The organism is Nocardia sp. NPDC059240, from assembly GCF_042753865.1.
Classification (GTDB): domain Bacteria; phylum Actinomycetota; class Actinomycetes; order Mycobacteriales; family Mycobacteriaceae; genus Nocardia.
Genome location: NZ_JBHZAC010000001.1, coordinates 589,283 through 614,333 on the forward strand (window position 1 = coordinate 589,283; position 25,051 = coordinate 614,333).

Annotated in this window: 13 protein-coding genes; 4 read left to right on the forward strand and 9 right to left on the reverse strand. The window is 69.7% G+C overall.

Going from position 1 to position 25,051, the window contains the following annotated elements; genetic code table 11:
* Positions 1 to 14: 14 nt before the first annotated feature.
* The 4 genes from ACFXHA_RS02945 to ACFXHA_RS02960 form a co-directional block, all read right to left on the reverse strand.
* A complete protein-coding gene (locus ACFXHA_RS02945) occupies positions 15 to 1,007 on the reverse strand; it encodes an ATP-binding cassette domain-containing protein (protein WP_379352319.1) in 993 nt (330 codons plus the stop codon).
* Positions 1,004 to 14,686, reverse strand: coding sequence for an amino acid adenylation domain-containing protein (locus ACFXHA_RS02950; RefSeq protein ID WP_379352320.1), 13,683 nt, complete (start codon positions 14,684 to 14,686; stop codon positions 1,004 to 1,006). Before ACFXHA_RS02950 ends, ACFXHA_RS02945 begins: the two co-directional genes overlap by 4 nt.
* Positions 14,687 to 15,085: 399 nt before the next feature.
* Positions 15,086 to 16,717 carry an apolipoprotein N-acyltransferase gene (gene lnt / locus ACFXHA_RS02955; RefSeq protein ID WP_379352321.1) on the reverse strand — a complete coding sequence of 544 codons (1,632 nt, stop codon included), beginning with the start codon at positions 16,715 to 16,717 and terminating at the stop codon, positions 15,086 to 15,088.
* Positions 16,718 to 16,820: 103 nt separating this feature from the next.
* A complete protein-coding gene (locus tag ACFXHA_RS02960) occupies positions 16,821 to 18,416 on the reverse strand; it encodes an amidohydrolase (RefSeq protein ID WP_379352322.1) in 1,596 nt (531 codons plus the stop codon).
* Positions 18,417 to 18,527: 111 nt separating this feature from the next.
* Here ACFXHA_RS02960 and ACFXHA_RS02965 point away from each other — a divergent pair, with 111 nt between their 5' ends.
* On the forward strand, positions 18,528 to 18,731 hold the full coding sequence (locus ACFXHA_RS02965; protein WP_379352323.1) for a hypothetical protein: 204 nt from the start codon (positions 18,528 to 18,530) through the stop codon (positions 18,729 to 18,731).
* Entirely contained in the window at positions 18,724 to 19,044 is a 321-nt protein-coding gene (locus tag ACFXHA_RS02970) for a hypothetical protein (RefSeq protein ID WP_379352324.1), read from the forward strand. Before ACFXHA_RS02965 ends, ACFXHA_RS02970 begins: the two co-directional genes overlap by 8 nt.
* Before the next feature lie 3 nt (positions 19,045 to 19,047).
* Here the strand turns inward: ACFXHA_RS02970 and ACFXHA_RS02975 are convergent, their stop codons facing one another.
* On the reverse strand, positions 19,048 to 19,479 hold the full coding sequence (locus tag ACFXHA_RS02975) for a MarR family winged helix-turn-helix transcriptional regulator (protein WP_379352325.1): 432 nt from the start codon (positions 19,477 to 19,479) through the stop codon (positions 19,048 to 19,050).
* A gap of 61 nt (positions 19,480 to 19,540) precedes the next feature.
* Here ACFXHA_RS02975 and ACFXHA_RS02980 point away from each other — a divergent pair, with 61 nt between their 5' ends.
* Positions 19,541 to 20,443: an LLM class flavin-dependent oxidoreductase gene (locus tag ACFXHA_RS02980; protein WP_379352326.1), complete on the forward strand. Its 903-nt coding sequence runs from the start codon at positions 19,541 to 19,543 to the stop codon at positions 20,441 to 20,443.
* 36 nt (positions 20,444 to 20,479) lie between these two features.
* Here ACFXHA_RS02980 and ACFXHA_RS02985 read toward each other — a convergent pair whose 3' ends face one another.
* From ACFXHA_RS02985 to ACFXHA_RS02995, 3 genes are all read right to left on the reverse strand, one after another.
* Positions 20,480 to 20,980, reverse strand: a complete 501-nt coding sequence (locus ACFXHA_RS02985; protein WP_379352327.1) for an FxsA family protein — start codon at positions 20,978 to 20,980, stop codon at positions 20,480 to 20,482.
* An 81-nt stretch (positions 20,981 to 21,061) separates the two neighbouring features.
* A complete protein-coding gene (locus tag ACFXHA_RS02990) occupies positions 21,062 to 21,724 on the reverse strand; it encodes a response regulator (protein WP_379352328.1) in 663 nt (220 codons plus the stop codon).
* 51 nt (positions 21,725 to 21,775) lie between these two features.
* Complete coding sequence (locus tag ACFXHA_RS02995; protein WP_379352329.1) at positions 21,776 to 22,741, reverse strand: GlxA family transcriptional regulator; 966 nt, start codon at positions 22,739 to 22,741, stop codon at positions 21,776 to 21,778.
* 70 nt (positions 22,742 to 22,811) lie between these two features.
* Between ACFXHA_RS02995 and ACFXHA_RS03000 the strand changes: the two genes are divergently transcribed.
* Complete coding sequence (locus ACFXHA_RS03000; RefSeq protein WP_379352330.1) at positions 22,812 to 23,450, forward strand: HD domain-containing protein; 639 nt, start codon at positions 22,812 to 22,814, stop codon at positions 23,448 to 23,450.
* A 28-nt stretch (positions 23,451 to 23,478) separates the two neighbouring features.
* Here the strand turns inward: ACFXHA_RS03000 and ACFXHA_RS03005 are convergent, their stop codons facing one another.
* Positions 23,479 to 24,789, reverse strand: coding sequence for a sensor histidine kinase (locus ACFXHA_RS03005; RefSeq protein ID WP_379352331.1), 1,311 nt, complete (start codon positions 24,787 to 24,789; stop codon positions 23,479 to 23,481).
* Positions 24,790 to 25,051 lie beyond the last annotated feature (262 nt).

The window sequence follows — 25,051 nt, forward strand, 5'->3', positions numbered from 1 at the left end:
GGCGGGGAGCGTCGTCACGACAGGATCTCCTCTTGGACGGGCTCGGGCAGGATGGCGGCGGACTTGCGTTCGGCGGAGCGGCCGGTGAGCGACAGGAACACGTCGTCGAGGCTGGGCCGGTGCACGGTCGCGTCGATGACGCAGACGCCCGCGTCGTCGAGGCGGCGCAGCGCCTCGACCATGGTGCGGGTGCCGTCGCCGACGACGACGGTGAGTTCGTCTGTGCCCTCGGCGGTTTCGGGCTCGCCGATGCCGATTCCGGCGAGCACGCGGCGCGCGGGTGCCGGGTCCTGTCCGGCGGCGAGGGTGACGGTGAGCTTGTCACCGCCGATGGAGGTCTTGAGTTCGTCGGCCGATCCGCGGGCGATGACCCGTCCGCGGTCGATGACGGTGATGCGGTCGGCGAGGAGGTCGGCTTCCTCGAGGTATTGGGTGGTGAGCAGCACGGTGGTGCCGTCGTCGACGAGTTCGCCGATGACCCGCCACATGTCGAGGCGGCCGCGCGGGTCCAGGCCGGTGGTCGGCTCGTCGAGCACGACCACCGGGGGTCTGCACACCAGCGCCCCGGCCAGGTCCAGCCGCCGGGCCATACCGCCGGAGTAGGTGCCCGCGCGTCGCCCGGCCGCGTGTTCGAGGCCGAGCACGGTGAGCAGTTCCTCGGCGCGTTCGGCGGCCCGGCGATGGTTCATGCCGTAGAGCCGCGCCACCATGCGCAAGTTCTCGAACCCGGACAGGTTGGCGTCGATGGCCGCGTACTGCCCGGACAGGCCCAGCCGGGTGCGGGCCCGCGCCGGATTCTTCAGAACATCCACGCCCGCAACATGAACCGTGCCCGAACTCGGGCGTAGCAAGGTGGTGACGATGCGCACGGTGGTGGTCTTGCCCGCGCCGTTGGGCCCGAGCAACCCCATCACGGTGCCGGACGGGATCGACAGATCGATCCCGTCGAGCACCCGCACCTTGCCGTAATACTTCACCAGCCCTTGTACTTCCACCGCGAGACTCATCGGTCCCCCTCCCGCCGGGCGTCGATGGCCGCCAACTGATCCCGCAACACCGGCCCGATGACGGCGAGGGATTCCGGCGTGGTCATGCCGGCGTGCGTGCAGCGCACCAGCTGGTCGTGTACGACGCCGGTGACGTAGGGCTCCCAGGCCGCGGCGCAACGCTCCGGGTCGGCCCGGTTGATCTCGTCGTCGGCGGCGGTGAAGAACAGCATGTCGCCGTCGAAGATGTGCGGTGCGAACCCGTGTGCCTGCTCCGCGCCGTTCTCGTAGCCGGTGTAGAGCCGTTCCAGATGGTCGACGGTGAGCGCCGCGAACGGCCCGGACCGGCTGCGCAGCAGTTCGGCCGCCTCGTGCAGGGTCATGCGCGAGTCGATCTCCGCGTCGCCGCCGAGCAGGTCGCTGCCGAATTCGGCGATGATCGCCGACACCGACGGCACCGCCTGTTCGAGCCACTGATCCGAAAGCTGGTAGCTGTCCATCAGCGCCAGCAGCGCTACTTCGTCGCCGCCCTGCTGCAGCTGCACGGCCACCTCGTGGGCGATGAGCCCGCCCAGCGACCAGCCCAGCACATGGTACGGACCGTCCGGCTGCACCGACTTCATGTGTGCGACATAGTATTTCGCGGCTTCGGCGATGGTGCTGTGGCTTTCCTCGCCCGCCACGTGCGGGGCCTGCAACCCGTAGACCGGTCGTTCGTGCGGCAGCTGCGAGAGCAGCCCGGCGAAGCACCAGGACAGGCCGATCGCGGGATGCACGCAGAACAGCGGCGGCACACCGGAGTCCGTGCCGGGACGCAGCGGCAGCACCGCACCCAAGGCCGCGGCCAGCGCCGCCCCGGCGTCACCCTTGGCGTCGGCGAGCCGTCCGGCGATGGCCGCCGGGGTGGAGTCGCCGAACATGGCCTGCACCGGCAGGTCGATGCCCTCGGCCCGCAACGCCGCCACCACCTTGGTAGCCAGCAGCGAGTTGCCGCCGAGTTCGAAGAACCCGTCGTCGGCTCCGACCAGGCGCGGCGAGTCGGACTGGTCCATGCCGAGCACCTGCGCGAACGCGGCACACAGCGCCGCTTCGATCGGGGTGGACGGTGCCCGGTAGCCCTCGCGGGCCGCGAACACCGGTTCCGGCAGCGCCTTTCGATCGAGCTTGCCGACCGGTGAGAGCGGCACCCGGTCCAGCAGCATGATCGACTGCGGGACCATGTAGTTGGGCACCAGTTCGGCCACGTGCGCGGTCAGTTCGGCCGCACTCGGCGCGGTCCCGGTGCGCGGCTTCACATAGGCGACCAGCGCGGTGGATCCGGCCGGGGTGCGATGCCCGATGGTGGTGGCGAATTCGACGGCCGCGTGCTTGGCCAGCGCCGCGTCGATCTCGCCGAGTTCGATGCGGAAGCCGCGGATCTTGACCTGATGGTCGGTGCGGCCCACGTACTCCAGATCCCGTCCGCGCCCGCCGCGTTCGACCCACCGCACCAGGTCGCCGGTGCGGTACATGCGCTCGCCCGGCTTGCCGAAGGGGTTGGCCACGAAGCGTTGCGCGGTCATCCCGGGCCGCCGCAGGTAGCCGCGGGCCAGGGCGGCGCCGGCCAGATGCAGTTCACCGGTGACCCCGCCGGGCGCGGGGTGCAGGCGCGCGTCGAGCACGCTGGCGCCGACGCCGCGGATGGGTCCGCCGATGGTGATGTGCCCGCCGGGTGCCATGGGCTGCGAGATCACCGTGACGATGGTGGTTTCCGTCGGCCCGTACACGTTGTAGAGCTTGCGGCCCGGGGCCCACCGGGTGACCAGATCCGGTGGCAGCGCCTCGCCGCCGACCAGCACGTGCCGCAGTGCGGTCACGCCGGTCGGGTCGACGGTGCCCAGCGCCGAGGTGGTGATGAAGGCATGGGTGATGCCTTCCTCGATGAACACCTGCCCCAGTTCCTCCCCGCCGACCACGCCGGGCGGCGTGATCACCAGGGTGGCCGCACCGCCGAGGGCGAGCAGCAGATCCAGCATGGCGGCGTCGAAACTCGGTGTCGCGAAATGCAGGACGCGGCAGCCGGGGCCGACGTCGAAGCGGTGCGCGGTCTCGGCGGCGAAGTTGGACAGGCCGCCGTGGGTGACGACCACGCCCTTGGGGATGCCGGTGGAGCCCGAGGTGTAGATGACGTAGGCCGGGTTGTCCATGCGCAGCGCGGTGGTGCGTTCGGCGTCCACGATCGGCGAGTCGGAGGTGGCCAGCACGCGCCGCCGGAACGAGGGCGCGTCCAGCACGGTCCAGTTGGCCCCGTCGGGCATGCGCTCCCGATACGACGACAGCGTGATGCCCACGGCCGCACCGGAATCCAGCAGCATGTGGCTGATGCGCTGCTCCGGATAGTTCGGGTCGACGGGCACGAACGCGGCCCCGGCCTTGGCGATGGCCAGCATGACCGCCACCGATTCGGCCGAGCGCGGAATCCCCATGGCGACCAGGGTTTCCGGGCCGACGCCGTAGCCGATGAGCACCCGCGCGAGCCGGTTGGTCCAGCGGTCGAGGGCGTCGTAGGAGATCTGGGTGCCGGCCGAGCGGACCGCGATGGCCGAACGGTTGAGGTTGGCGGCGGCCTCGAACACCTCCGGGAAGGTGATGGGCAGCCCGGGTTCGGTGCCGCGCACCGGTGCCAGCGCCGACCATTCGGCCGAGTCCAGGAGTTCCAGATCGCCCACGGCCAGGGCCGGATTCGCCGCGGCCGCGCCGAGCAACCGCACGAAGCGCTGTGCGAGCCGTTGCGCGGTCACCGCCTCGAACAGGTCTTCGGCGTAGTTGACCGACACGGTGATGCCGTCGGGTTCGCGGTTGGCGGTCCAGGATTCGGTGAGCGTGAACTGCAGATCGAATTTGGCGATGCCCGGATCGGCGTCGTCGGCTTCGATGCGCATCCCCGGCAGTTCCAGTACCCGCACGGGCTGGTTCTGCACCGACAGCATGACCTGGAACATCGGGTGATGTGCCTGCGAGCGCACCGGATTGAGCACCTCGACCAGGCGCTCGAACGGGACGTCGGCGTGTGCGAAGGCTTCCAGGTCGGTGTCGCGGACCGCATGCAGCAGCTCCGCGAACGCGGCCCCGCCGTCGAGATGGGTGCGCAGCACGAGCGTCCCGACGAACATGCCGACCAGGCGATCCAGTGCCGGATGTCCGCGCCCCGCAATGGGTGTGCCGACGGCGATATCGTCGCCGGAGGTCAGTCGATGCAACAGTGCCACGAGTGCCGCGTGCAGCACCATGAACATGGTGACGCCGTGCTCGGCCGCCAACATCTGCAGCTCACGGTGGGTGAACGCGTCCAGGGTGCATTCGACGGTGCCGCCGCGGTAGGTCGGAACCGGCGGTCGTGGCCGATCTGCAGGCACTGCAAGCAGTTCCGGCAGACCGTCGAGGGCGCGTCGCCAGTAGTCGAGCTGGCGGCTGATCACCGACTCCGGATCGTCCTCGCGGCCCAGCACATCCTGCTGCCACAGCGTGTAATCGGCGTACTGGATGGGCAATTCGGGCCATTCGAGTCCGGTCTTGCCCGCGTGCGCCCGGTAGGCGGCGGCCACGTCGGCGGCCAGCGGCTGCAGTGACCAGCCGTCCATGGCGATGTGATGCACCACCAGCACCAGCACGTGCTCGGTCTTGCCGCCCGCGATGCGCAGCAGGGCGGCGCGCAACGGAATGTCGGTGGCCAGGTCGAAGCCGCCGGCGGTGACGCGGCGAATCTCGGTGGGCACCTCGGTTTCCGGCACGGTGCGCAATGGCAGGGTGACCGCAGCGTCGCCCGGTTCCAGGATCTGCTGGCAGGGTTCGCCGTCGATCTCGGGGAAGACGGTGCGCAGGGTTTCGTGTCGGCGCTGCACCTCGTGCAGGGCCGCACGCAGTGCCGGGATGTCGAGTTCGCCGTGCAGGCGCAGGGCGACGGGAACGTTGTACGCCCCCAAGGCTTCTCCCTGCTCGCCCGCGTTGAACTGCTCCAGGAACCACAGTCGCCGTTGCGCTGCCGAGAGCGGGATCTGCGCGGGCCGAGTGCGTTTGCGCGGTTCGGGCCGCAGATCCGCCGAGGTGGAGCCGGTGTCGAGGGCGATGGCGAGCCCGGCGACGGTCGGTGCGGCGAATACCGCCCGCACTTCCAGGCGTACCCCGGTGGCGGTGGCGAGCCGGGCCACCAATTGGGTGGCCAGCAGCGAGTTTCCGCCGACCTCGAAGAAGCTGTCGTCCGCGCCGAGGGCCTCGGCCCCGACCAGCTCCCCCATCACCTCGGCGACCAGGCGCTCGGTCTCGGTCTCCGGATCCCGCGAGACCACGGCGACGACCGCTTGGGGTTGCGGCAGGGCGTCGCGGTCGAGCTTGCCGACCGGGGTGAGCGGAATGTGGTCGAGCAGGGTGATGGCCGACGGAACCATGTGCGCCGGAAGGTGCTTGGCGCAGTGCGTGCGCAGTTCCTCGAGGTCCGGGGTGGCGGTCACGTCGGTCGGCAGCGCATAGGACACGATGCGCTGCACCCCGGCGATCTCGCGAACCTCGGTGTGGGCGAACTGGATCGCGCGATGCGTGGTGAGCACGGCGTCGATCTCGCCGAGTTCGATGCGGAAGCCGCGCACCTTGACCTGGTGATCGCTGCGGCCCAGGTACACGATGTCCCCGGCCGCGGTCCAGCGCACCACATCGCCGGTGCGGTAGAGCCGGGCCCCTTCGGGACCGTACGGATCGGCCACGAAGCGGGCGGCCGTGAGCGCGAGCCGGTCGAAATAGCCGCGCGCACCGCCCTGTCCGCCGATGTAGAGCTCACCGGGCACCCCGACCGGGACGGGCCGCAGGCGCTCGTCGAGGACCAGGGCACGCGCCCCGCGCACCAGGTTGCCGATGGTGACGGGTTCGCCGACGACCAGCGGTCCGGCGATGGTGACGACCACGGTGGTCTCGGTGGGCCCGTACCCGTTGAACATCGTGCGTCCGGGTGCCCAGCGCGCCACCAGTTCCGGCCCACAGGCCTCCCCGCCGACCATGACGGCGCGCAGGTGCGGCAGCGCCCAGCGTTCCCGGTCGATGGTGGCCAGCGCGGCCGGTGTCATGAAGGTGTGGCTGATCTCCTCGCGATCCATCAGGGCGGCCAGTTCGTCGCCGCCGTACACGTCGGGCGGGACGATGATCATGGTCGCGCCGGCACCGACCGCGAGCAGCAGGTCGAAGATGGCGGCGTCGAAGCTCGGGGACGAGAAGTGCATGGTCCGCGAGTCCCGGTCGACCCGCATGCGGTCGCGGATCTCGTCGGCGAAGTTGGACAGGCCGCCGTGAGTGACGGCCACGCCCTTGGGTTTTCCGGTCGAGCCGGAGGTGTAGATGACGTAGGCGAGGTCGGCGGTCCACAGGGTGGAGGCGCGTTCGGCGTCGGTGACGGGTCCGTCGTCGAGCACCTCGAGTTCGTCGAGGAGTTCGGCGTCGTCGAGCAGCAGCCAGTCGACCCGATGGTCACCGGCGGCGGTGTAGAGGTCCGGTGCGTGCTCGGTCATGCTGATCCCGACCCGGCAGCCGGAGTCGGTGAGCATGTGCCGCACCCGATCCGCCGGATAGTTGGGGTCGACGGGCACGAACGCGGCCCCGCACTTGGCGACGGCCAGCGCCGACAGCACCGATTCCACCGACCGGGTCAGGCCCAGGGCCACCCGGTCGCCGGGGCCGAGGCCGCGATCGATGAGGGCCCGCGCCAGCCGGTTGGAGTAGACGTCGGATTCCAGGTAGGTGAGTTCGGTGTCGTCGAAGCGCAGGAACACCCGGTTGGCATTGAGGTGCGCGGTGGCCGCGAAGTAGGCGGCCAGGCTGCACTGCGGTTCGGGCGCGGGACCCCAGGCGGGGGTGAGCATTTCGCGTTCGAGCGCGGTGCGGGCGTCGATGTCGCGCACCCGGCGGCGCGGGTCGGCGGCGATCGCGTCGAGCACCCGGACCAGGCGTTCGGCCAGGGTTTCCACGCTCGACTGGTCGAACAGTTCGGCGGCGTAGACGAATTCGAAGGCGCGGTCGTGGTCGCCGGGCTCGCCGGTACCGGGCAGCACCCGCAGTTCCAGGTCGAATTTGGCCAGCGCGATATCGAGTTCCTCGGCCTGCAACGACAATCCGGGCAGCCGCAGCGCGGGCACGGGCGTGTCCTGCACGGTGAGGGCGACCTGCAGCAGTGGGCGCGCCCCGTAACGGCGGGAACGCTCCCCCGCCTCGGATTGCAGTTCCTCCACGACCCGCTCGTAGGGCACCTCGGCGTGCGCCATGGCGGCCAGTTCGGTATCGCGGTCGGCCTGCAGCAGTTCGGCGAAGGACCGGTCGGGATCGACATCGGAACGCAGGATCAGCGTATTGACGAACATGCCGACCAGATCGTCGAGCCGGGTGTCGGTACGACCGGCCACGGCGGTGCCGATGACCACGTCGCGGCCGCCGGTGACGGCACGCAACAGCACCGCCAGGGTGGAGCGCAGCACCATGAACAGGCTGACCCCGTGGCTGCGGGCGACGTCGGCGAGCTTGCGCTGCAACTCTTCCGGCACCTCGAAGCGCACCGCCCCGGCCCGCCCGGTCGGTTCGGCCGGGCGCGACCGATCGTAGGGCAGCGGCAGTTCCTCGGGCAGGTCGGCCAGCGCGGAACGCCAGTAGGCCAACTGTGCGGCGGCGGCGCTCTCGGCATCGCTGTCGCGGCCCAGGATTTCGCGCTGCCACAGGCTGAAGTCGGCGTACTGCACCGGCAGTGGCGTCCAAGCCGGGGCCGCGCCGCCGTGGCGGGCGGTGTAGGCGATGGCCAGATCCCGGGTGAGCGGGGCCAGCGACCAGCCGTCGGCGGCGATGTGGTGCAGCGCGATGCCGAGCAGATGACGACGATTCCCGGTGCGCAACAGGGTCATTCGCAGCGGGATCTCGCGGGTCAGGTCGAAGCCGCGCCGTGCCAGCGAGCGCAACGCGGTCCGCGCGCCGACCTCGTCGGCCTCCACCGGGTCGAGCACCGGCAGGCAGCGGGCGGTGTCGAGCACCATCTGATAGGCGCCCTGTTCGTCCTCGGGGAAGACGGTGCGCAGCACCTCGTGGCGTTCCACCACGTCGGCGAGCGCGGCCCGCAGGGCGTCGATATCCGGATCGCCGTCGATCCGCAGCACGAACGCAATGTTGTAGGCACTGGATTCGGGGGAATATCTGTTGAGGAACCACAGTCGCTGTTGCGGCAGCGACAGTGGTACGCGCTCCGGACGCGGTGCGTGCACAGCCAGCGCGACACGCTGCGTCCGGGGCGCTTCCGCGAGTTTGGCGGCCACGCCCGCGACGGTCGGGGCCTCGAACACCGCGCGCACCGGCAACTCGACACCGAATTCGGTGTGCAGGGCCGCGGTCAGGCGGGTGGCGAGCAGCGAGTTGCCGCCGATCTCGAAGAAGTTGTCCTCCGCACCGGGGACCGTGCCACCCAGCACGGTGCCGAATACCAGCGCGACCTGTTGTTCCAGTTCGGTTTCCGGGGCACGGGTGGGTGCGGCGGCCACGAATTCCGGTGCGGGCAGCGCCTTGCGGTCGAGCTTGCCGGACGGGGTGACCGGCACGGTCTCGAGGATGGTCAGCGCCGAGGGCACCATGTAGCCGGGCAGCCGTCCGCGCGCGGTCTCGAGGACCGCGGCCGGGTCGAGTTCGGTGTCGGCGGTGAGATACGCGACCAGGCGCGGGATTCCGCGCTCGTCGTGATGCACCAGCGTGAGTGCAAACGTGACGCCCGGATGCCCGGCCAGCACGTGGTCGATCTCGCGCAGTTCGATGCGGAAGCCACGGATCTTGATCTGGTCGTCGGCGCGACCCAGGAAGCGCAGCTGCCCGGTGCCGTCGGCGACCACGAGATCGCCGGTGCGGTACATGCGTTCGCCGCGACGGCCGTGCGGGTTGGCCGGGAACCGTTGCGCGGTCATGCCGTGCCGGCCCAGATAGCCGCGCGCCAGACCGGGTCCGGACAGGTACAGCTCGCCCGCGACACCCGGCGGCACCGGATGCAGGCGGCCGTCGAGCACGAACAGTCGCATGCCGCGCACGGGCAGGCCGATCGGCACCGGCCGTCCGGCGAGCATGGGCCCGGTGGCGGTGGCGGCGACGGTCGCCTCGGACGGCCCGTACATGTTGTGCATGCGCCGCGCCGGGTGGCCGGGCCGGGAATCCGGTGCGGTCCAGACCTTCACGAGCTCCTCGGGGCAGGCTTCACCACCGACGATGACCGCCTCGAGTTCGGGCAGATCCTCGGTGGGCACGGTGCCCAGGGCTGCGGGGGTGACGAAGGCGTGCGTCACCCGCTCCTCACGCAGGATGCGCGCGAGTTCGATACCGCCGAAGATGCCCGCCGGCGCGACCACGATGGTGGCCCCGGCCGCGAATCCCAGCAGCAGTTCCAGCACCGACGCGTCGAAACTCGGCGACGAGAAGTGCAGGGTACGAGCCGAATCGGTGACCTTGAACAGGTGCATCTGCTCGTGCGCCAGCGACGCAATGCCCGCATTGGTGACCACCACGGCCTTGGGCTGACCGGTGGAACCGGAGGTGTAGATGAGATACGCCGGTCCGCCGGTCCGCAACGGGTGGTGACGGTCCGCGTCGGTGACAGCCGTCGCCGGGAACTGCGCGCACTCCTCGGCCAGTTGCTCGGAGCCCAGCAGCAGCCAGTCCACGTAGTTCTTGCGGTGCCGCCCCCGATTACGCGGCCAGTCGGGCATATCGGCGTGGCGTTCGGCGTCGGTGATGGCGAGCATCGCGCCGGAGTCGGCGAGCATATGGGCGATGCGGTCGGCCGGGTAGTCCGGATCGATCGGCACATACGCCGCACCGGTTTTCGCGACCGCCCACACCGCGAGAATGCTGTCGACGCCGCGCGGCAGCGCGATGGCCACCACGACCTCCGGGCCCGCGCCGTGCTCGATGAGCACGCGCGCCAGCCGGTTGGACCGCTCGTCGAGCTCCCGATAGGTGGTGTCGGTGCCGAGATACCGCACGGCCACCGCGTCCGGGACGCGTTCGGCGGTGTCGGTGAGCAGCCGGGCCAGGGTGACGGCGGGTTCGGCGGGAGAACCCATGATGGGGACCAGTTTCGCGGTCTCCCGGGTGTCCAGCAGCGGCAGGTCGCCGACCGGGACGGACGGGTCGGCGACGGCCGCGGCGAGCACCGCGCCGAAGCGCCGCGCGATGGCCTCGACCGTGGCGTGGTCGAAAACGTCGGCGGCATACCCGAATTCGGCGGTGAGCGGCGCTTCCTCGCCGGGGGTACCGGCGGGTTCGTGCACGGTCAGTTGCAGGTCGAATTTGGCGATATCGGTGGCCATCTCGACCACCTCGGTGTCCACCCCGGGCAGGTCGATGCGCAGTTCGGGGCTGCTGTCGTAGGACAGCATGACCTGGAACAGCGGGTGCCGGGCCGCGGAACGTTCCGGATTGACCACCTCGACCAGCCGCTCGAACGGCACGTCGGCATTGGCGAAGGCGTTGAGGTCGGTGTCGCGGACCTCGGTGAGCATGCGGTCGAATCCGGCGGCCGGATCCACCCGGGTGCGCAACACCAGGGTGTTGACGAACATGCCGACCAGCTCGTCGAGCGCGGGATCGCTGCGCCCGGCGATCGGGGTGCCGATGGCGATATCGGTGGTGTTGCACAGGCGCGCAAGCACTGTCGCGAGCGCGGCGTGCAACACCATGAAAGTGGACACCCCGCGTTCGGCGGCCACGGCGGCCAACGCGGTGCGGGTGGGCGCGGGAATGGTGAATTCGACGGTGCCGCCGTCGGTGGAGCGCTGCCGCGGACGCGGACGATCCAGCGGCAGGTCGAGCTGATCGGGCAGATCCGCCAGGGCGGCCCGCCAGTAGGCGAGCTGTCGGGCCAGCGCGCTGGCCGGGTCGGCCTCGTCGCCGAGCAGTTCGCGTTGCCACAGCGCGAAATCCGCGTACTGCACGGGCAGCGGCGTCCAGGCGGGGGCGGCGCCGCCGGCGCGGGCGGCGACGGCGGTCATGATGTCGCGGGTCAGCGGGGCGATGGACCAGCCGTCGCCGCTGATGTGGTGCAGCACCATCAGGAACAGGTAGGAGTCGGGACCGGTGGCGTAGAGCGCCACCCGCACGGGGGCCTGGCTGCGCAGATCGAAACCGTACCCGGCGAATTCGGTGGCGAGGGCGACCACGTCGGAGCCTACGGCGTCGATCGGGTCGAGGGTGAGCGGGATCTCGGCGGCCGGATGCACCAGCTGGCACGGGCCGTCGGGGGTGTCGGGGAAGGTGGTGCGCAGGCTCTCGTGCCGGGCCAGCACATCCACGAGTCCGGCGCGCAGCGACGCAATGTCCAGCGGCCCGGTCAGTTTCACGGCCAGCGGCATGTTGTACGCGGCGGCGTGCTCGGCGAAACGGTTGAGGATCCACAATCGCTGCTGAGCCAGCGAGAGCGGAACCTGTTGCGGGCGTGGACCGGCCACCAGTTTCGGGGAGGCCTGTTCCGGGCGGGCGTCGGCCAGCCGCGCGGCGAGCGCGGTGACGGTGGAGGATTCGAACAGATCGCGGATGGTGAGCGAGACGCCGAGCGCGGCATTGACCCGTGCCACCGCCCGCGCGGCGGTCAGCGAGTTGCCGCCCAGGTCGAAGAAGCTGTCCTGGACATCGAATTCGTCGGTACCGAGGACCTCGGCGAAGATGCCGGTGAGCTGCCGCTCCACATCATTGCTCGGGGCGGCCGCGGGACGGGCGACGGGGCGGCGGGCGCCCGCGTCGGGTGTGGGCAGGGCCTTGCGGTCGACCTTGCCGTTGGCGCTCAGCGGTAGTTCGTCGAGGACCATCAGCAGCGACGGCACCATGTAGCCGGGCAGGGTGCGCCGCAGTCCGGCGCTGAGGTCGGCCGGGTCGAGGGGATCCGCGCCGGGCGCGGCCACCGCGTAACCGATGAGCTCGTCACCGCCGCGGCCGCGGCGGGCCACGCAGACCGCGCGCGCCACCCGCTCGTCGGCGAGCAGGGCGGCCTCGATCTCGCCGAGTTCGATGCGCAGGCCGCGCACCTTGACCTGGAAGTCGCTGCGGCCCAGGTACTCCAGCACACCGGAACGGCCGCTGCCACGCCAGCGCACCAGGTCACCGGTGCGGTACATGCGGGTGCCGGGGGTGAACGGGTTGGCGACGAACCGGTCGGCGGTCAGCGCGCCGCGTCCGAGGTAGCCGCGCGCGAGTTGCACGCCCGCCAGATACAGCTCACCCACGACACCGGGGGCGACGGGTTGCAGGCGCGCGTCGAGCACGTAGGTGCGGGTGTTCCAGATCGGCGCGCCGATCGGCACCTCGGTGGTGCCCGGGGTGCAGTGCCAGGCGGTCACGTCGACCGCGGCCTCGGTGGGGCCGTAGAGGTTGTGCAGTTGCGGTGCTTCGGGACCGGTGCCCAGCGCGGCATGGAATTCCGCGACGGTCGCCGCGGGCAGCGCCTCACCCGAGCAGAACACGCGCTCCAGCCCGGTGCAGCCCGCGACATCGGTGTCGGTGAGGAACACCGACAGCATGGACGGCACGAAATGCGCGGTGGTGACGCTCTTCTCAGCGATGATCCGGGCCAGGTAGCCCGGATCACGATGCCCGTCGGGGGCGGCGATGACCAGTCGCGCACCGATCTGCAACGGCCAGAAGAACTCCCACACCGACACGTCGAAGGTGGCGGGGGTCTTCTGCAGCACCACATCGGCGCTGTCGAGCGGGTAGGCGTGCTGCATCCAGCGCAAACGGTTCACGATGGCGGCGTGGGTGACGCCGACACCCTTGGGCTTCCCGGTCGAACCGGAGGTGAAGATGACATAGGCCAGGTGATCCGGGCGCAGCGGGGCGTGCCGGTCGGCGTCGTTGACGGGACGGCCGGAGCGTTGTGCCAGGTCGGCGGTGTCGATGTCGAATCGTGGTGCGCTGCGCGGCAGTTCGAGCCGGTCACGGGCCGCGGTGAGCACGCACAGCGGGCGCGCCTGTTCCAGGATGGCCTGGATGCGGTCGGCCGGATGGTCCGGGTCGATGGGGAGGTAGGCCGCGCCCGCCTTGACGATGGCGTACATGCCGATCAGCAGGTCCAGGCTGCGGCGCACGGCCAGCCCGACCAGGGTGTCGGGGCCCGCGCCGCGCGCGATGAGTTCGCGCGCGAGCCGGTTGGCGCGCTCGTCGAAGGCGGCGTAGGTGAGGGTCTCCCCCTCGTAGTCGAGGGCGACCCGGCTCGCGGACATGGCGGCGCGGTCGGCGAACAGGCCCGCCAGGGTGCCCTCCTGCCGGGCCACCTGGGTCGAATTCCATTCGTGCAGGACGCGTTCGCGTTCCAGCTCGGTGAGCACCGGCATATCGGCGATCACGGTCGCCGGGTCGGCGGAGACGAATCGGGCCAGGTAGTCCAGGAATCGGCCGTGGTGCATGGACAGTTCGGCATCGCCGTAGAGGCGCGGGTTGGCCTCGAAGTCGATGTGGATGCGATTGCCCAGGCCGTTGTAGAGGTTGATCGAGAGGTCCTCGACCGGGCCGGTGGACAGCACGTTGATCGAGCCCATCAGGCTGCCGAACTTGAGCTCGCTGTGGAAGAGCATGAGATTGACCATCGGCCCGAAGAAGCCGCGTGAATCCCGGGAGTAGCCGCAGTCTCTGCGAATGTCGTCACTGCGGTAGCGCTGGTGCCGCAGGGCGCCGGTGATCTGCAGTTCGATGGCGCGCACGGTGTCGGCGACGGAGTCGGTGTCGGCGAACTGCACGCGGATGGGCACCACATTGGAGACCACGCCGCCCGAACGCCGCAGCGCGACGGTGGTGCGCGCGGAAACCGGCAGGCTCAGCACCACGTCCTGGGTGCCGGTGACGGCCCGCACGTACCCGGCCAAGGCCGCGACGAACAGTGCCGAGGAGTTGGAGTTGTGTGCGGTGGCGGCGGCTTCGATGGCGGCCTCGACATCGCGGCCGATCACGGCGGTGGCGCTGCGGCGGCCCGCATCCGACACCACGGGCAGCGATCCGTTGGCCGACAGCGTGATCGGCTCGCCGGTTCCGGTGAGCTGTTCCCGCCAGTAGTCGCCGTCCGTGACGAAACGGCTGGTATCCCGGTAGCGGTTCTCATCGCCGTAAATGGTCGCCAGCGGGGTGGCCCGCGAGACCACCGGCTCGGTCTGGTTCTCCAGGGCGGTGTAGATCTCGGCGGCGCGGGTGGTGCCGTTCATGGCGCCGTAGCCGTCGATGACGATGTGGTGGCCGCGGGTGTACCAGATCCAGTCCGAATCACCGACGCGCAGCACCACATTGATGGTGAGCGGATCGTGCTCGATATCAATGGGTGAGCTGGCGTGCTCGTTCATCCAGGCGCGCGCGGCCGCCCGCGGATCCGGTTCCTCGCGCAGATCGATGCGCGCCCAGCCCGGCCGCCACGTGGGGTCGATGACCTGGTGTGGGACACCGTCGATCTCGAGCAGCCGGACGTGGCCGACTTCGCTCTCGGACCCGAACCTTTCGATCGCGTACAGCAGTCGCCCGACATCCAGATCGCCGTGGATCTCCACGAATTGCGCGATGGTCAGCGGAATGTCGGGTCGGATGCGCTGGGCGTACCAGAGTGCTGATTGCGCGGGAGAGAGCGCGAAAGGTTGAGCCGAGAATTCACCCGAAGAACATTGGTCGACACGGTCGGTGGCCAATGAACTCATCAAACACTCCGTTCTGACGCTGTTAGACGCAACTCCCCGAGCCCGAAAAAACGATCACGGTGGGTCCCCCGGAGTCCGCGTTCGCGCGCACGCGCGAACCGTAGGACGTGGCCCACGCCCTATGATTCGGAGCATCACGCCGAGCGGATCGGTGGTGATCTCGAGTTGCCCGCAACGAACAGCGTTGGCGGAGCGAAGATTTAGTTCAGTTACCTCATAGCAAACCTCGCGATTGGCGCTTAACTCGCATAAGGAAACCGCGCGAACTCGGACATATCGGAAAACCCAACAGGCCCCGGCAAAATTTCGGCGAATTTATCGCCGGTGCGGGACGGCCCTCTCACACGTGCCCGCGATTGCCTTGCCTCAGAGCATCACTTGCTGTCGTGGCCCAGAGCATCACTTGCTGTCGTGACTCAGATCAGCACTGCCACGACGCCGAATCAGCGCCACGAAGGTGGCAGCCGCGGCCAGAATACACAACAACACCTCGGGCGCGGGGCCCAAACGCGTCGCAAGTGTCGTGTTGTCGCGCAGCGGCAGCGTCGCTACCAGCGCCGCAGGCACGAACTGCGGCGTCTGCTGCTGGATCGTCCCGTCCGCGGTGATCATCGCGCTCACCCCGGTGGTCACCGAAACCACCACGGCGCGACCGTGCTCCACCGCGCGCACCCGCGACATGGCCAGCTGTTGATACGTCATCTCGCTGCGGCCGAAGGTGGCGTTGTTCGACGGGACGGTGAGAATCTGCGCGCCGGCGCGAACGGATTGCTCGAAGGCCCGGTCGAAGGCGACCTCGTAACAGGTCGCGACGCCGATGGCCACGTTGTCACCGCCGTTGGCGGGCTTGACATGCACCACGCCGTCACCCTTGCCGGGGACGAAATAGCCTGCCCGGTCGGCGTATTCGGAGAAGTGGCGGAAGAAGTTGCGGTACGGCAGATATTCGCCGAACGGCTGAATGATCTTCTTGTCGTGGCGCTCCGCCGGCCCGGCGTCACCGTTCCAGACGATGACCGAGTTGGTGGTGGTGCGATCGGCGTTGACCAGGACCGCGCCGACCAGGATGGGAGCCTTCACATCCACGGATGCCTGCGAGATTTCCTGTGCCGCATCGGCATTGCGCAGTGGGTCGATATCGGAGGAGTTCTCCGGCCAGATCACCACGTCCGGCTGCGGGAAGCGGCCCGCCGCGATCTCCCGAGCCAGCTGCTCGGTGCGGTTGACGTGATTGTCGAGAACGGCGCGGCGCTGGGCGTTGAAGTCCAATCCCAGTTCCGGCACGCTGCCCTGGATGGCGGCGACCGTGATCGGCCGGTTGCCGTCCTCCGGGCCGGGCAGCGCGGTCCGGAGGATCACTCCGGTAACCGGAACTATAGCCACAAGCATTGTCGCAGCAACAATCCGGTTCCACGATGTGAGACGGACTGCTCCCCATCTGGGCGTATTCGATGTGACCGCAGCCACTTCCGGGCTATCGGCCCCGTCCCCTCGCAACCTTCGCAAAACCACCAGCGCCACGGCGGCCAGCCCGGTACCGGTCAACGCCACCGCGAAGCTCACCAGCGGCGCACCACCCACCATCGCGAACGGCAGATACCACCCGTCGGCCTGCCCGAAAGCCAGCTTCCCCCAGGGAAATCCACCGAACGGGAAACTCGACCGCGCCCACTCCGCCAGCGACCACACCGAAGCCACCCACAACGGCCACCCCCGCAGCCGCACCACCCACCGCGTCAACAGCCCGAACAACCCCACATACAACGCACACACCGCCGACAGCGCAATCCACGGCACCGGCCCCACATAAATCCCCGTCCAAGGCAGCAACGGCAGAAAGAACCCCAGCCCCGCTACAAACCCCAGCCCGAAAGCCCCACGCGCCCGGACCGTTCCACGCACCGCAAGCGTCAACACCGCGATCCCCACGGGCGCCAGGAACCACAGCGTCCGAGGCGGGAAGCTCGCGAAAATCAGCAGACCCGCCACTACCGCCGCGATCAGCCGGGACACACCCGGACGCGATTGCATCCATTCGAATAGTCGGTTCGCCGACGACCTCGCGCCGTTCACGGTCCCATCCTGATCGATCAGTGCTGAACCGGCTGTACCGGAAGGGTTTTCGGGGTCGAGCTCAGGCTTCATGGATGGTGACTCCGCGGTGGACGGTGCGCAGGCAGTTCGGTGCGGTGGCGTCCGGGGTGAGCGGCGGGAGGCCGGGGACGCGGGAGCGGGGGTCGGTGGACCAGCGCTGGACCGAGTCGGCGGCGGCCGCGACGACGAGTTCGCGGGCATCCCAGATGGCATAGGAGGCAGGGGCTCCCGGGACCAGGGTGCCGGCGACGCCGTCGCGGACACCACCGGCGCGCCAGGCGCCGCGGGTGGCGGCGGAGAAGGCGGCACGCGGGGAGATCTGGTGGCCGGGGGTGCGGTGATTCACCGCGGCACGCAATGCTTCCCACGGGTCGAGGGCAGTGACGGGGGCGTCGGAGCCCAGGGCCAGGGAGATGCCCGCGGAAGCCATGGCAGCGAACGGGTTCAGGGTGGCGGCGCGCTCGACGCCGAGGCGGGTGGCGTACATACCGTCGGTGCCGCCCCAGGCGGCGTCGAATCCCGGTTGGACGCTGGCGATCACGCCCCAAGCGGCCAGCTTCTCGATCTGCTCGGGCGTGATCATCTCGGCGTGCTCGAGGCGGTGCCCGCGCGAGGCGACGGCCGGTCCACCGAGCCGGTCCACCACCTGCTCGAATCCGGCGACCACGGCGTCCATGGCGGCATCGCCGATCACGTGGAATCCGGTCTGGATTCCGGCTTCGGTGCAGGCCAGCACATGTGCGGCAATGGCTTCGGTGTCGAGGTAGGAGGTGCCGACGGTGTCGCGGTCGGCATAGGGTGCGCGCAGCCAGGCAGTGTGCGAGCCGAGCGCGCCGTCGACGAACAGGTCACCGCCGAGCGCGTGCACACCGAGTTCCTTGACCAGCGTGCGGGCTTCGTCCGCGCTGCGAACGGCCTGCCCCCAGTACGCGCGCACTTCCACCCCGTGCGCGAAGTCGAGGAGTTCGCGGACATCCTCGGCCCCGGAGATCTCGGGTCCCGCGCATTCGTGCACGGCCACAACACCCTTGGCGGCGGCCGCGTCCAGCGCCACCCGCCGGGCCTGATCACGCTGTTCGCGGCTCAACGCCCCGAGCGCGGCACCCCGAACCCGATGATGCGCGTCGGCGCGCAGCGGCTCGCCCCGGGTGAACCCGGCGGCCTCGGTGATCCCGGGCACCGCGTCCAGCAGCGCCGTGGAGGCGACGGCCGAATGTGCGTCCACCCGAGCCAGATACACCTGCCGGCCGGGCGCGGCGGCATCGAGCTCGGCCACCGACGGCGGACGCCCGTCCGCCCATCGCGTCTCATCCCAGCCCTCACCGAGTACGACACCCTCGGGATGGGCGGCCGCGAACTCCCGCACCGTCTCGAGGCACGCCTCGAGCGAATCGGCCTGCGCCAGATCCAGTCCCGTCAGCTTCAACCCCAGCGCGGTCACGTGCACATGCGGGTCCACGAACCCCGGGGCCACGAACGCCCCGTCCAGCTCCACGATCTCCGCATCCGGATGCAACGCCCGCCCCGGCGTATCCAGCCCCACCCACACCACGGTCCCGTCGCTGACGGCCATGGCCGTCGCGTCAGGATTGCTCGAACTGTAGATACGACCGCCGACAAGCAACTGGGTACTCACGGGTGCCCAGTCTGCCGGACGGGTGCGCCGCGCCGACAACCGCACCGCACGCCGCGCCAGCGCACGCCCCGGAATCGCCGTGCGGTGCTACCCCGGTGCTACCGTCGTCGCATGAAGATCTCCGTTTCGCTCCCCGATGATCGGGTCACCGAACTGATCAAGGAACAGCCGAACGTCTCCGATTTTCTGTATCGCGCGGCCCGCCGCATGCTCGTCGCCGAGGAGCTCGCCGCACTCGCCCCCGACACCGAGGTCTCCGCCGCCGCCGAGGCCGCCGAGGCCGTCTCGCTGGAGGCGTGGGCCGCCGGTGAGTGAGGTCCCCGGCATTCAGGGTGAGATCTGGAAGCTGCGCGGCGTCCGCGACCTCGTGCACACCGTGGTGGTCCTCGATTCGGTGCCGCATGTCGTCCGGGGCGGGCTGATCGCGGTATCGATGGTGATCCCCGCCCGCGAGGCCCCGAATCCCCGTGCGCTGCTGACCATTCCGATGCCGGGCAGCGATCAGGCGATCGCGGTCTTCCGGATCGCCACCTTCAGCGCGTCACTGTTCCTCGAGAAGGTCGGCATGCTCGATGCCGCCACCCTCGAAAGTGTCCGCATGGCGCTGCGGGCCCGCTTCGACCTCTGACCCTCACCGTGTGAGCGTGCGCAATGCCTCGATCAGCCCGGCCGCACTCGCACCGAGGGGTGCGAGGAACCGCGTCTCGGCCTCGGCTCGGACCTTTTCGGCCGCCGCGAGCCGCGCCTGCCCGTCGACGGTCAGTTCGATGATGTTCTTGCGCCGATCCTCGGCACTGCGCCGCCGCGCGAGCAGCCCTTTGGCCTCGAGGGTGTCGGTGAACTGGGTCATCGTGGTGCGGTCGATGCGCAGGCGCTGCGCGAGATCCAGTTGCGACAGCGGGATGTCGGTGTCGTCGAGCAACACCAGGACGGCCAGTTCTCGGCTGTCGATTCCCAAGGGCCGCAAGGCGGTCGTGATGTCCTCGGCCAACCGGTGGTAGGCGTGTTTCAGCAGGTAGCCGAGGCGGGAGTGCAGAACGTCGTCGGGTGCGGGGTCGGCCATGCGGCCGATTCTATCGTTCTACTGATAGTCAGCAGCACTGATCATCAGTAGAGTTGACGGTATGGTGGATATCGAATTCGGCGTGAAGACCACGCCCCAGCGGGTCGCGTACGGCGACATCCTGCGCGTCTGGGAGGAGGCCGACGAGCTGCCCGAGATCGCCGACGCCTGGTTGTGGGATCACCTACTCCCCCTGGGCGGCCCCGCAGACGGGCCGGTCCTCGAGGGCTGGACCCTGCTCGCGGCGCTGGCCGCCCGCACCCGGCGGTTGCGCCTGGGACTCCTGGTGACCAGCAATCGGATTCGCGAACCCGCGGTGCTGGGCAAGATCGCGAGCACCGTGGATGCCGTCTCGGGCGGGCGGTTGATCATGGGCCTCGGGGTGGGTGGCACCCGCCAGCCCGCCGATACCGGCGGCATCGCCGGACCCAATCCGGCCGAGGCCGAGTACACCGCGTACGGGCTGCCGATCGTTTCCCCCGGCGAGGGCCTGGCGCGGCTGGCCGAGACCATCGACATTCTCGAAAGCATGTGGAGTGAAAAGGAATTCGACTTTCACGGCCGCTACTACACGCTGCTCGGCAACCGCAACGAGCCCAAGCCCGTCCGGCGCCCGCCGCTGCTGATCGGCGGGTGGGGCGATCGCACTCTGCGGCTCGTGGCCGAACGCGCCGACCTGTGGAACATCCCGGGACCGCCGCACAACGACCTCGAATTCCTCACGCGGCGTTCGCGAATGCTGGACGCGCACTGCGCCGAGATCGGCCGCGATCCCGGCGAGATCACCCGGTCGGTGCAATACATCGTCGACTACGCCGACCCGGCGGGCACCCGCGCCACCGTGCTGGAACTCATCGGCGCGGGCTTCGGCCATATCGTGCTCAGCCTGCGCGCACCCTATCCGGACAAGGTCGCGGCGTGGCTGGTCGACAACGTGATCACCCCGGTGCGCGAACGGCTTTAAGCCGGGCACCGGGGTGAAGGTCGTGCGCAGTAGCGGTCAGCGCGGGTCGATGGCCCGGTAGCCGGGGCCGGGACCCTGGCCGTCGTCGTAGTACTCGGTGACGACCGTGGCGTCGATGACTTCACCGTCCGGGTCGATGACCACGTTGCGGTAGCCGTAGGGGCCGACCGCGGTGGCGACGCGGCTCAGGCGGCGCGCGGCGAAGGCGGCCACGACCGGACGGAACAGGAAGCGGGTGAACGGCAGCAGGGCGAGGAGGCCCAGGGCGGTGGTGAGCAGGCCGGGGACGAACATCAGGACCGCGCCCGTGGCCACCAGCGCGCCGTCGGCGACGGCGGTGCTCGGGTCGAGGTCACCGCGCGCGGCGCGGCGGAAGCCCTCGAAGACGCGGCGGCCCTGGGAGCGGACCAGCACCAGACCCACGGCCGAGCCCGCCAACAGCAGCAGGATCGTAGGGAACACACCGATGAAGTGACCCACCACGACCAGCGTGGCGATCTCGGCGACGAAGTAGGCGAGGAACAGCAGGGCAGGCATCGGGCGATCCTTTCGATCGATCTACCCGTGCAACGCACGAGGACCCGTTTTTTCTCCCGGATGCGTCGCCGGTCACACCGATCAGGCGCTACCGGGGCGAACCAGCCCGGTCTCGTAGGCCAGCACCACCGCCTGGACCCGGTCGCGCAGGCCGAGTTTGGTGAGCACCCGCCCGACATGCGTCTTGACGGTCGCCTCCGACAGGAACAACGCACCCGCGATCTCGGCATTGGAGCGTCCAGCAGCAATGTGCTCGAGCACTTCCCGCTCACGCGCGGTCAGCACATCCAGCACACCCGGATCGCGCCCCGCGGCCGGATCCTCGGCAATGAGCCGATCCAGCAGCCGCTTGGTCACCTTCGGCGAGACGACCGCGTCCCCGGCGGCCACACTCCGAATCGCGGAGATGAGGTCCTCCGGCGGCGTGTCCTTGAGCAGGAACCCACTCGCCCCCGCCCGCAACGCCCCCAGCGCATGCTCATCGAGATCGAAGGTCGTCATCACCAAAACCCTGCTCCCCCACCCGGACTCGATAATCCGCGCGGTAGCCGTCACCCCGTCGGTCACCGGCATCCGCACATCCATCAACACCACATCCGGCCGCAACTCCCCCGCCCTGGCAATAGCGGTAGCCCCATTGTCCGCCTCCCCCACCACCTCGATATCGGGGTGAGCACCAAGCACCATCCGCAACCCCGCACGCATGAGCTCCTGGTCATCGACAACTAGAACGGTGATCGGCACCCCCACAACCTATCCGGTCCGCACCACCCACCCCGAATCCCCGTACGACCCCTACTGAACCGTCGGCGGTCGAGTGGTGGTGAAGCGGTTGCGGTAGTCGGTCGGAGTCGTGCCGAGATGGCGAGCGAAGGCGCGGCGCAGGGTTTCGTCGCTGCCCAGGCCGCTGTGTTGCGCCGCCGAGGTGACGGTGTGACCGTCGAGCAGCAGCTGTCGGGCGGCGTCGAGGCGGATGCGTTCGACCCAGCGGCCCGGGGTGGTGCCGAGTTCGGAGTGGAACAGTCGGGTGAGGTGGCGGGTACTGACCGCGGCAACGGCGGCCATGGCGGGCAGGCTGTGATCGGCGGTCGGGTCGGCGATGATCGCCAGCGTCAGCGGGTGCAGGAGGCTGCCGGGTGCGGGGGCGCTCGCGGCGGCGTCGGCGAATTGGGCCTGGCCGCCCGGGCGGCGGATGAAGAACACGAGTTCACGTGCGACGGTTCGGGCCACCCCGGGTCCGTGATCGTCCTCGACGAGGGCGAGGGTGAGGTCGATGCCCGCGGTGATGCCCGCCGAGGTGACGAACCGCCCGTCGTGGACGTGGATGGAGTCGGGAACCATCCGCACGCGGGGGTAGCGGCGGGCGAGGGTGTCGGCGTGCCGCCAGTGTGTGGTGGCACGGCGACCGTCGAGCAGCCCGAGTTCGGCGAGGACGAACGCGCCCGTGCAGACCGCGGCGACCCGGGTGGCACGGGCGGACAGTTCTCTCGCCGTCGCGAGCAGCTCGTTTTCGATGGGTTGTGCGGCGAGCCGGTCACCGCCGGCGATCACGACAGTGTCGACCGGCCCGGCAATAGCCGCGGTAGCCGTGCCCGAGAGGGCCAATCCCGTTGCGGTGGTGACGGTTCCACCGAGCGCGGAGACCAGCGTGACCGCGTACGGGTGCCCCAGCGCGCCCGCCTGGTGCAGCACCTCCGACGGTCCACTGACATCGAGCAGGGTCACGCCGTCGAAGACGACGAACGCCACATGATGGGTCATGTCCGAATCTGTGGTTCTTCTGTCTGAAAGGACATGGTGGCGAGCCTATGCGACCGGCGAGGCTGAGACCATGACCGAATCGATTGCAGGCGTGAATATTCCGGATTCCACCCTGGCCCGCGAGGCCACCGAGCTCGTCCGTACGACAGCGTCACCGCTGCTTTTCGACCATTCCCGGCGCGTCTTCCTCTGGGGAGTCCTGCGCGGCCGGGAAGCGGGTCTGCGGTTCGATCCCGAGCTGCTGTACGTGGCGGCGATGTTCCACGACCTCGGGCTCACGCAGCGTTTCCGGCGCACCGACCAGCGCTTCGAGATCGACGGCGCGGACGAGGCGCGGCGCTTCCTGTCGGCCCACGGCATCACCGCCGAAGCGGCCGAATTGGTGTGGACCGCCATCGCCCTGCACACCACACCGGAGATCCCCTTGCACATGGCCCCCGAGATCGCGTTGGTCACCCGCGGTGTCGAATTCGATGTGCTGGGAATCGGTTACGAGGCGCTCTCCGACGAGCAGCGCGCGGCCGTCGTGGCGGCCCACCCCCGCCCGAACTTCAAGAACGCCATCCTCGCCGCCTTCACCGAGGGCATCCAGGATCGCCCCGCCACCACCTTCGGCAATGTGAAAGCCGATGTCCTGAGCCACTTCGTGCCCGGATTCGAGCGCGGTGATTTCGTCGAGGTCATCAAGAACTCCGGCTGGCCCGAGTAGGCGGCCGCCTCTTTCGGCTGCGGCACACCTATTCGTCGGGGAGAGTGCGGTCGAGGGGGATGGTGGCGCGGACGGTCCAGCCGCCGTGGGGGTTTCGGCCGGCGGTGAGGGCGCCGCCGAGGACGGCGATGCGTTCGCGCATGCCGACCAGGCCGAGGCCGCTGCCGGGGATGCGCGAGGGGGCGGTGACCGCCGGTTTGTTTGGGCCGCCGCCGTTTCCGTTGCCGCCGTTTCCGGCATTGCCGATGCCGTCGGCTGTGACGATGCGGTGGCTGCCAGAACCGTGGCCGCAGTGGCCGACGGGGCCGGTCGGGGCGGCAGCCGACACCGGGACGCCGCCGGAGTCGGTGATGTCGAGCAGGACGTCGGTGTCGCGGCGGGTGACGCTGACCGCGGCGTGCGGGGCGGCGCCGGCGTGGCGCAGGGTGTTGGTGAGAGATTCCTGCACGATGCGGTGGATGCCGAGGCTGACCTCGGGGGTGACGGTGTCGAGTTCGCCGCTCAATTCGAGGGATACGTCCAGCCCCGCGCTGCGCATCATGTCGACCATCTTGGCGATGCCTGCGGTCCCGTGTTGCGGAAGTTGTTCGGGCGCATGCTCGGTGCGTAGCAGTTCAACGGTGCGGCGCAGCTCGCGCAGGGCGTCACGGCCGGTCCCGGCGATGGTGGACAGCGCCTGCTCGGCGGTATCGGGATCGCCGCGCAGCGCGTAGCGTGCGCCGTCGGCCTGCACGATGATGACGCTGACCGCGTGCGCGACCACATCGTGCAGTTCGCGCGCGATCCGCATGCGTTCGGCGGCGACGGCGTCGTGGGCGCGGCGTTCGCGGTCGTAGTCGGCGACGGCCAGGCGCGCGGCGACCTCGGCGTCGTAGGCGTGCCGCGCGCCGACGAATTCGGCCAGCGTCCAGCACAACGCGTAGTAGAGCGCGGTGAACGCGATGTCGGTGCCCGAGGGATTGCCGATGGCCATCGCCGAGATGAGGCTGTCGAGCACCAGAATGCCCAGGTAGACGAGCCCTTGGCGGCGGCCGACATACGCGACGAGGGTGTAGAGCATGATGCCCAGCCCCAGCAGCGCGGGATGCACCGACTTGTCGCCCACGGCCCCGTGCACCATCGACGCGGTGACCGACAGCAGCACCATGGCGACGGCCGCGGCCCGGGTGTGGGTGCGGCGGAACACGATCGGCACCACCAGCACGACACTCAGCACCAGATAGGTGGCCTTGTAGGTGCTGTTGCTCACGGCCAGCACGTCGATGCCCAGCAGCAGCAGGGCCAGGATCGTATCGGTGATGAGGGGCTTACCCCGCAACCACAAGCTGAACCGGCGCACCCGTCCACCCTACGGTCCGCCCGCCGCCACCTGCGGTCACGCTCCGGAGCGGCCGACTCGCCCGAGCCCATCCGTCACACACCTGCGGGGTCGGATCACCAGGCTCGCGGACGTTCGTTTGCGCCGCTGCTGTACCGCAGCGCACCCACTCGGATACCCCGGTTCGGTGGGCTCGGTCCCGTCCGCAGCTCACGCCCCGGCGGCAGGGTCTTCCACGTGGCCGCTGGTCCCGCTCGGCAACCGGCGGATCGCCCCCTGCGGC

Excerpts from the sequence above, each read along its gene's own strand:
- ACFXHA_RS02945 (WP_379352319.1), bottom strand. The coding sequence starts at position 1,007 with ATGAGTCTCGCGGTGGAAGTACAAGGGCTGGTGAAGTATTACGGCAAG.
- ACFXHA_RS02950 (WP_379352320.1), bottom strand. The coding sequence starts at position 14,686 with ATGAGTTCATTGGCCACCGACCGTGTCGACCAATGTTCTTCGGGTGAA.
- lnt (WP_379352321.1), bottom strand. The coding sequence starts at position 16,717 with ATGCAATCGCGTCCGGGTGTGTCCCGGCTGATCGCGGCGGTAGTGGCG.
- ACFXHA_RS02965 (WP_379352323.1), top strand. The coding sequence starts at position 18,528 with ATGAAGATCTCCGTTTCGCTCCCCGATGATCGGGTCACCGAACTGATC.
- ACFXHA_RS02975 (WP_379352325.1), bottom strand. The coding sequence starts at position 19,479 with ATGGCCGACCCCGCACCCGACGACGTTCTGCACTCCCGCCTCGGCTAC.
- ACFXHA_RS02980 (WP_379352326.1), top strand. The coding sequence starts at position 19,541 with ATGGTGGATATCGAATTCGGCGTGAAGACCACGCCCCAGCGGGTCGCG.
- ACFXHA_RS02985 (WP_379352327.1), bottom strand. The coding sequence starts at position 20,980 with ATGCCTGCCCTGCTGTTCCTCGCCTACTTCGTCGCCGAGATCGCCACG.
- ACFXHA_RS02995 (WP_379352329.1), bottom strand. The coding sequence starts at position 22,741 with ATGACCCATCATGTGGCGTTCGTCGTCTTCGACGGCGTGACCCTGCTC.
- ACFXHA_RS03000 (WP_379352330.1), top strand. The coding sequence starts at position 22,812 with ATGACCGAATCGATTGCAGGCGTGAATATTCCGGATTCCACCCTGGCC.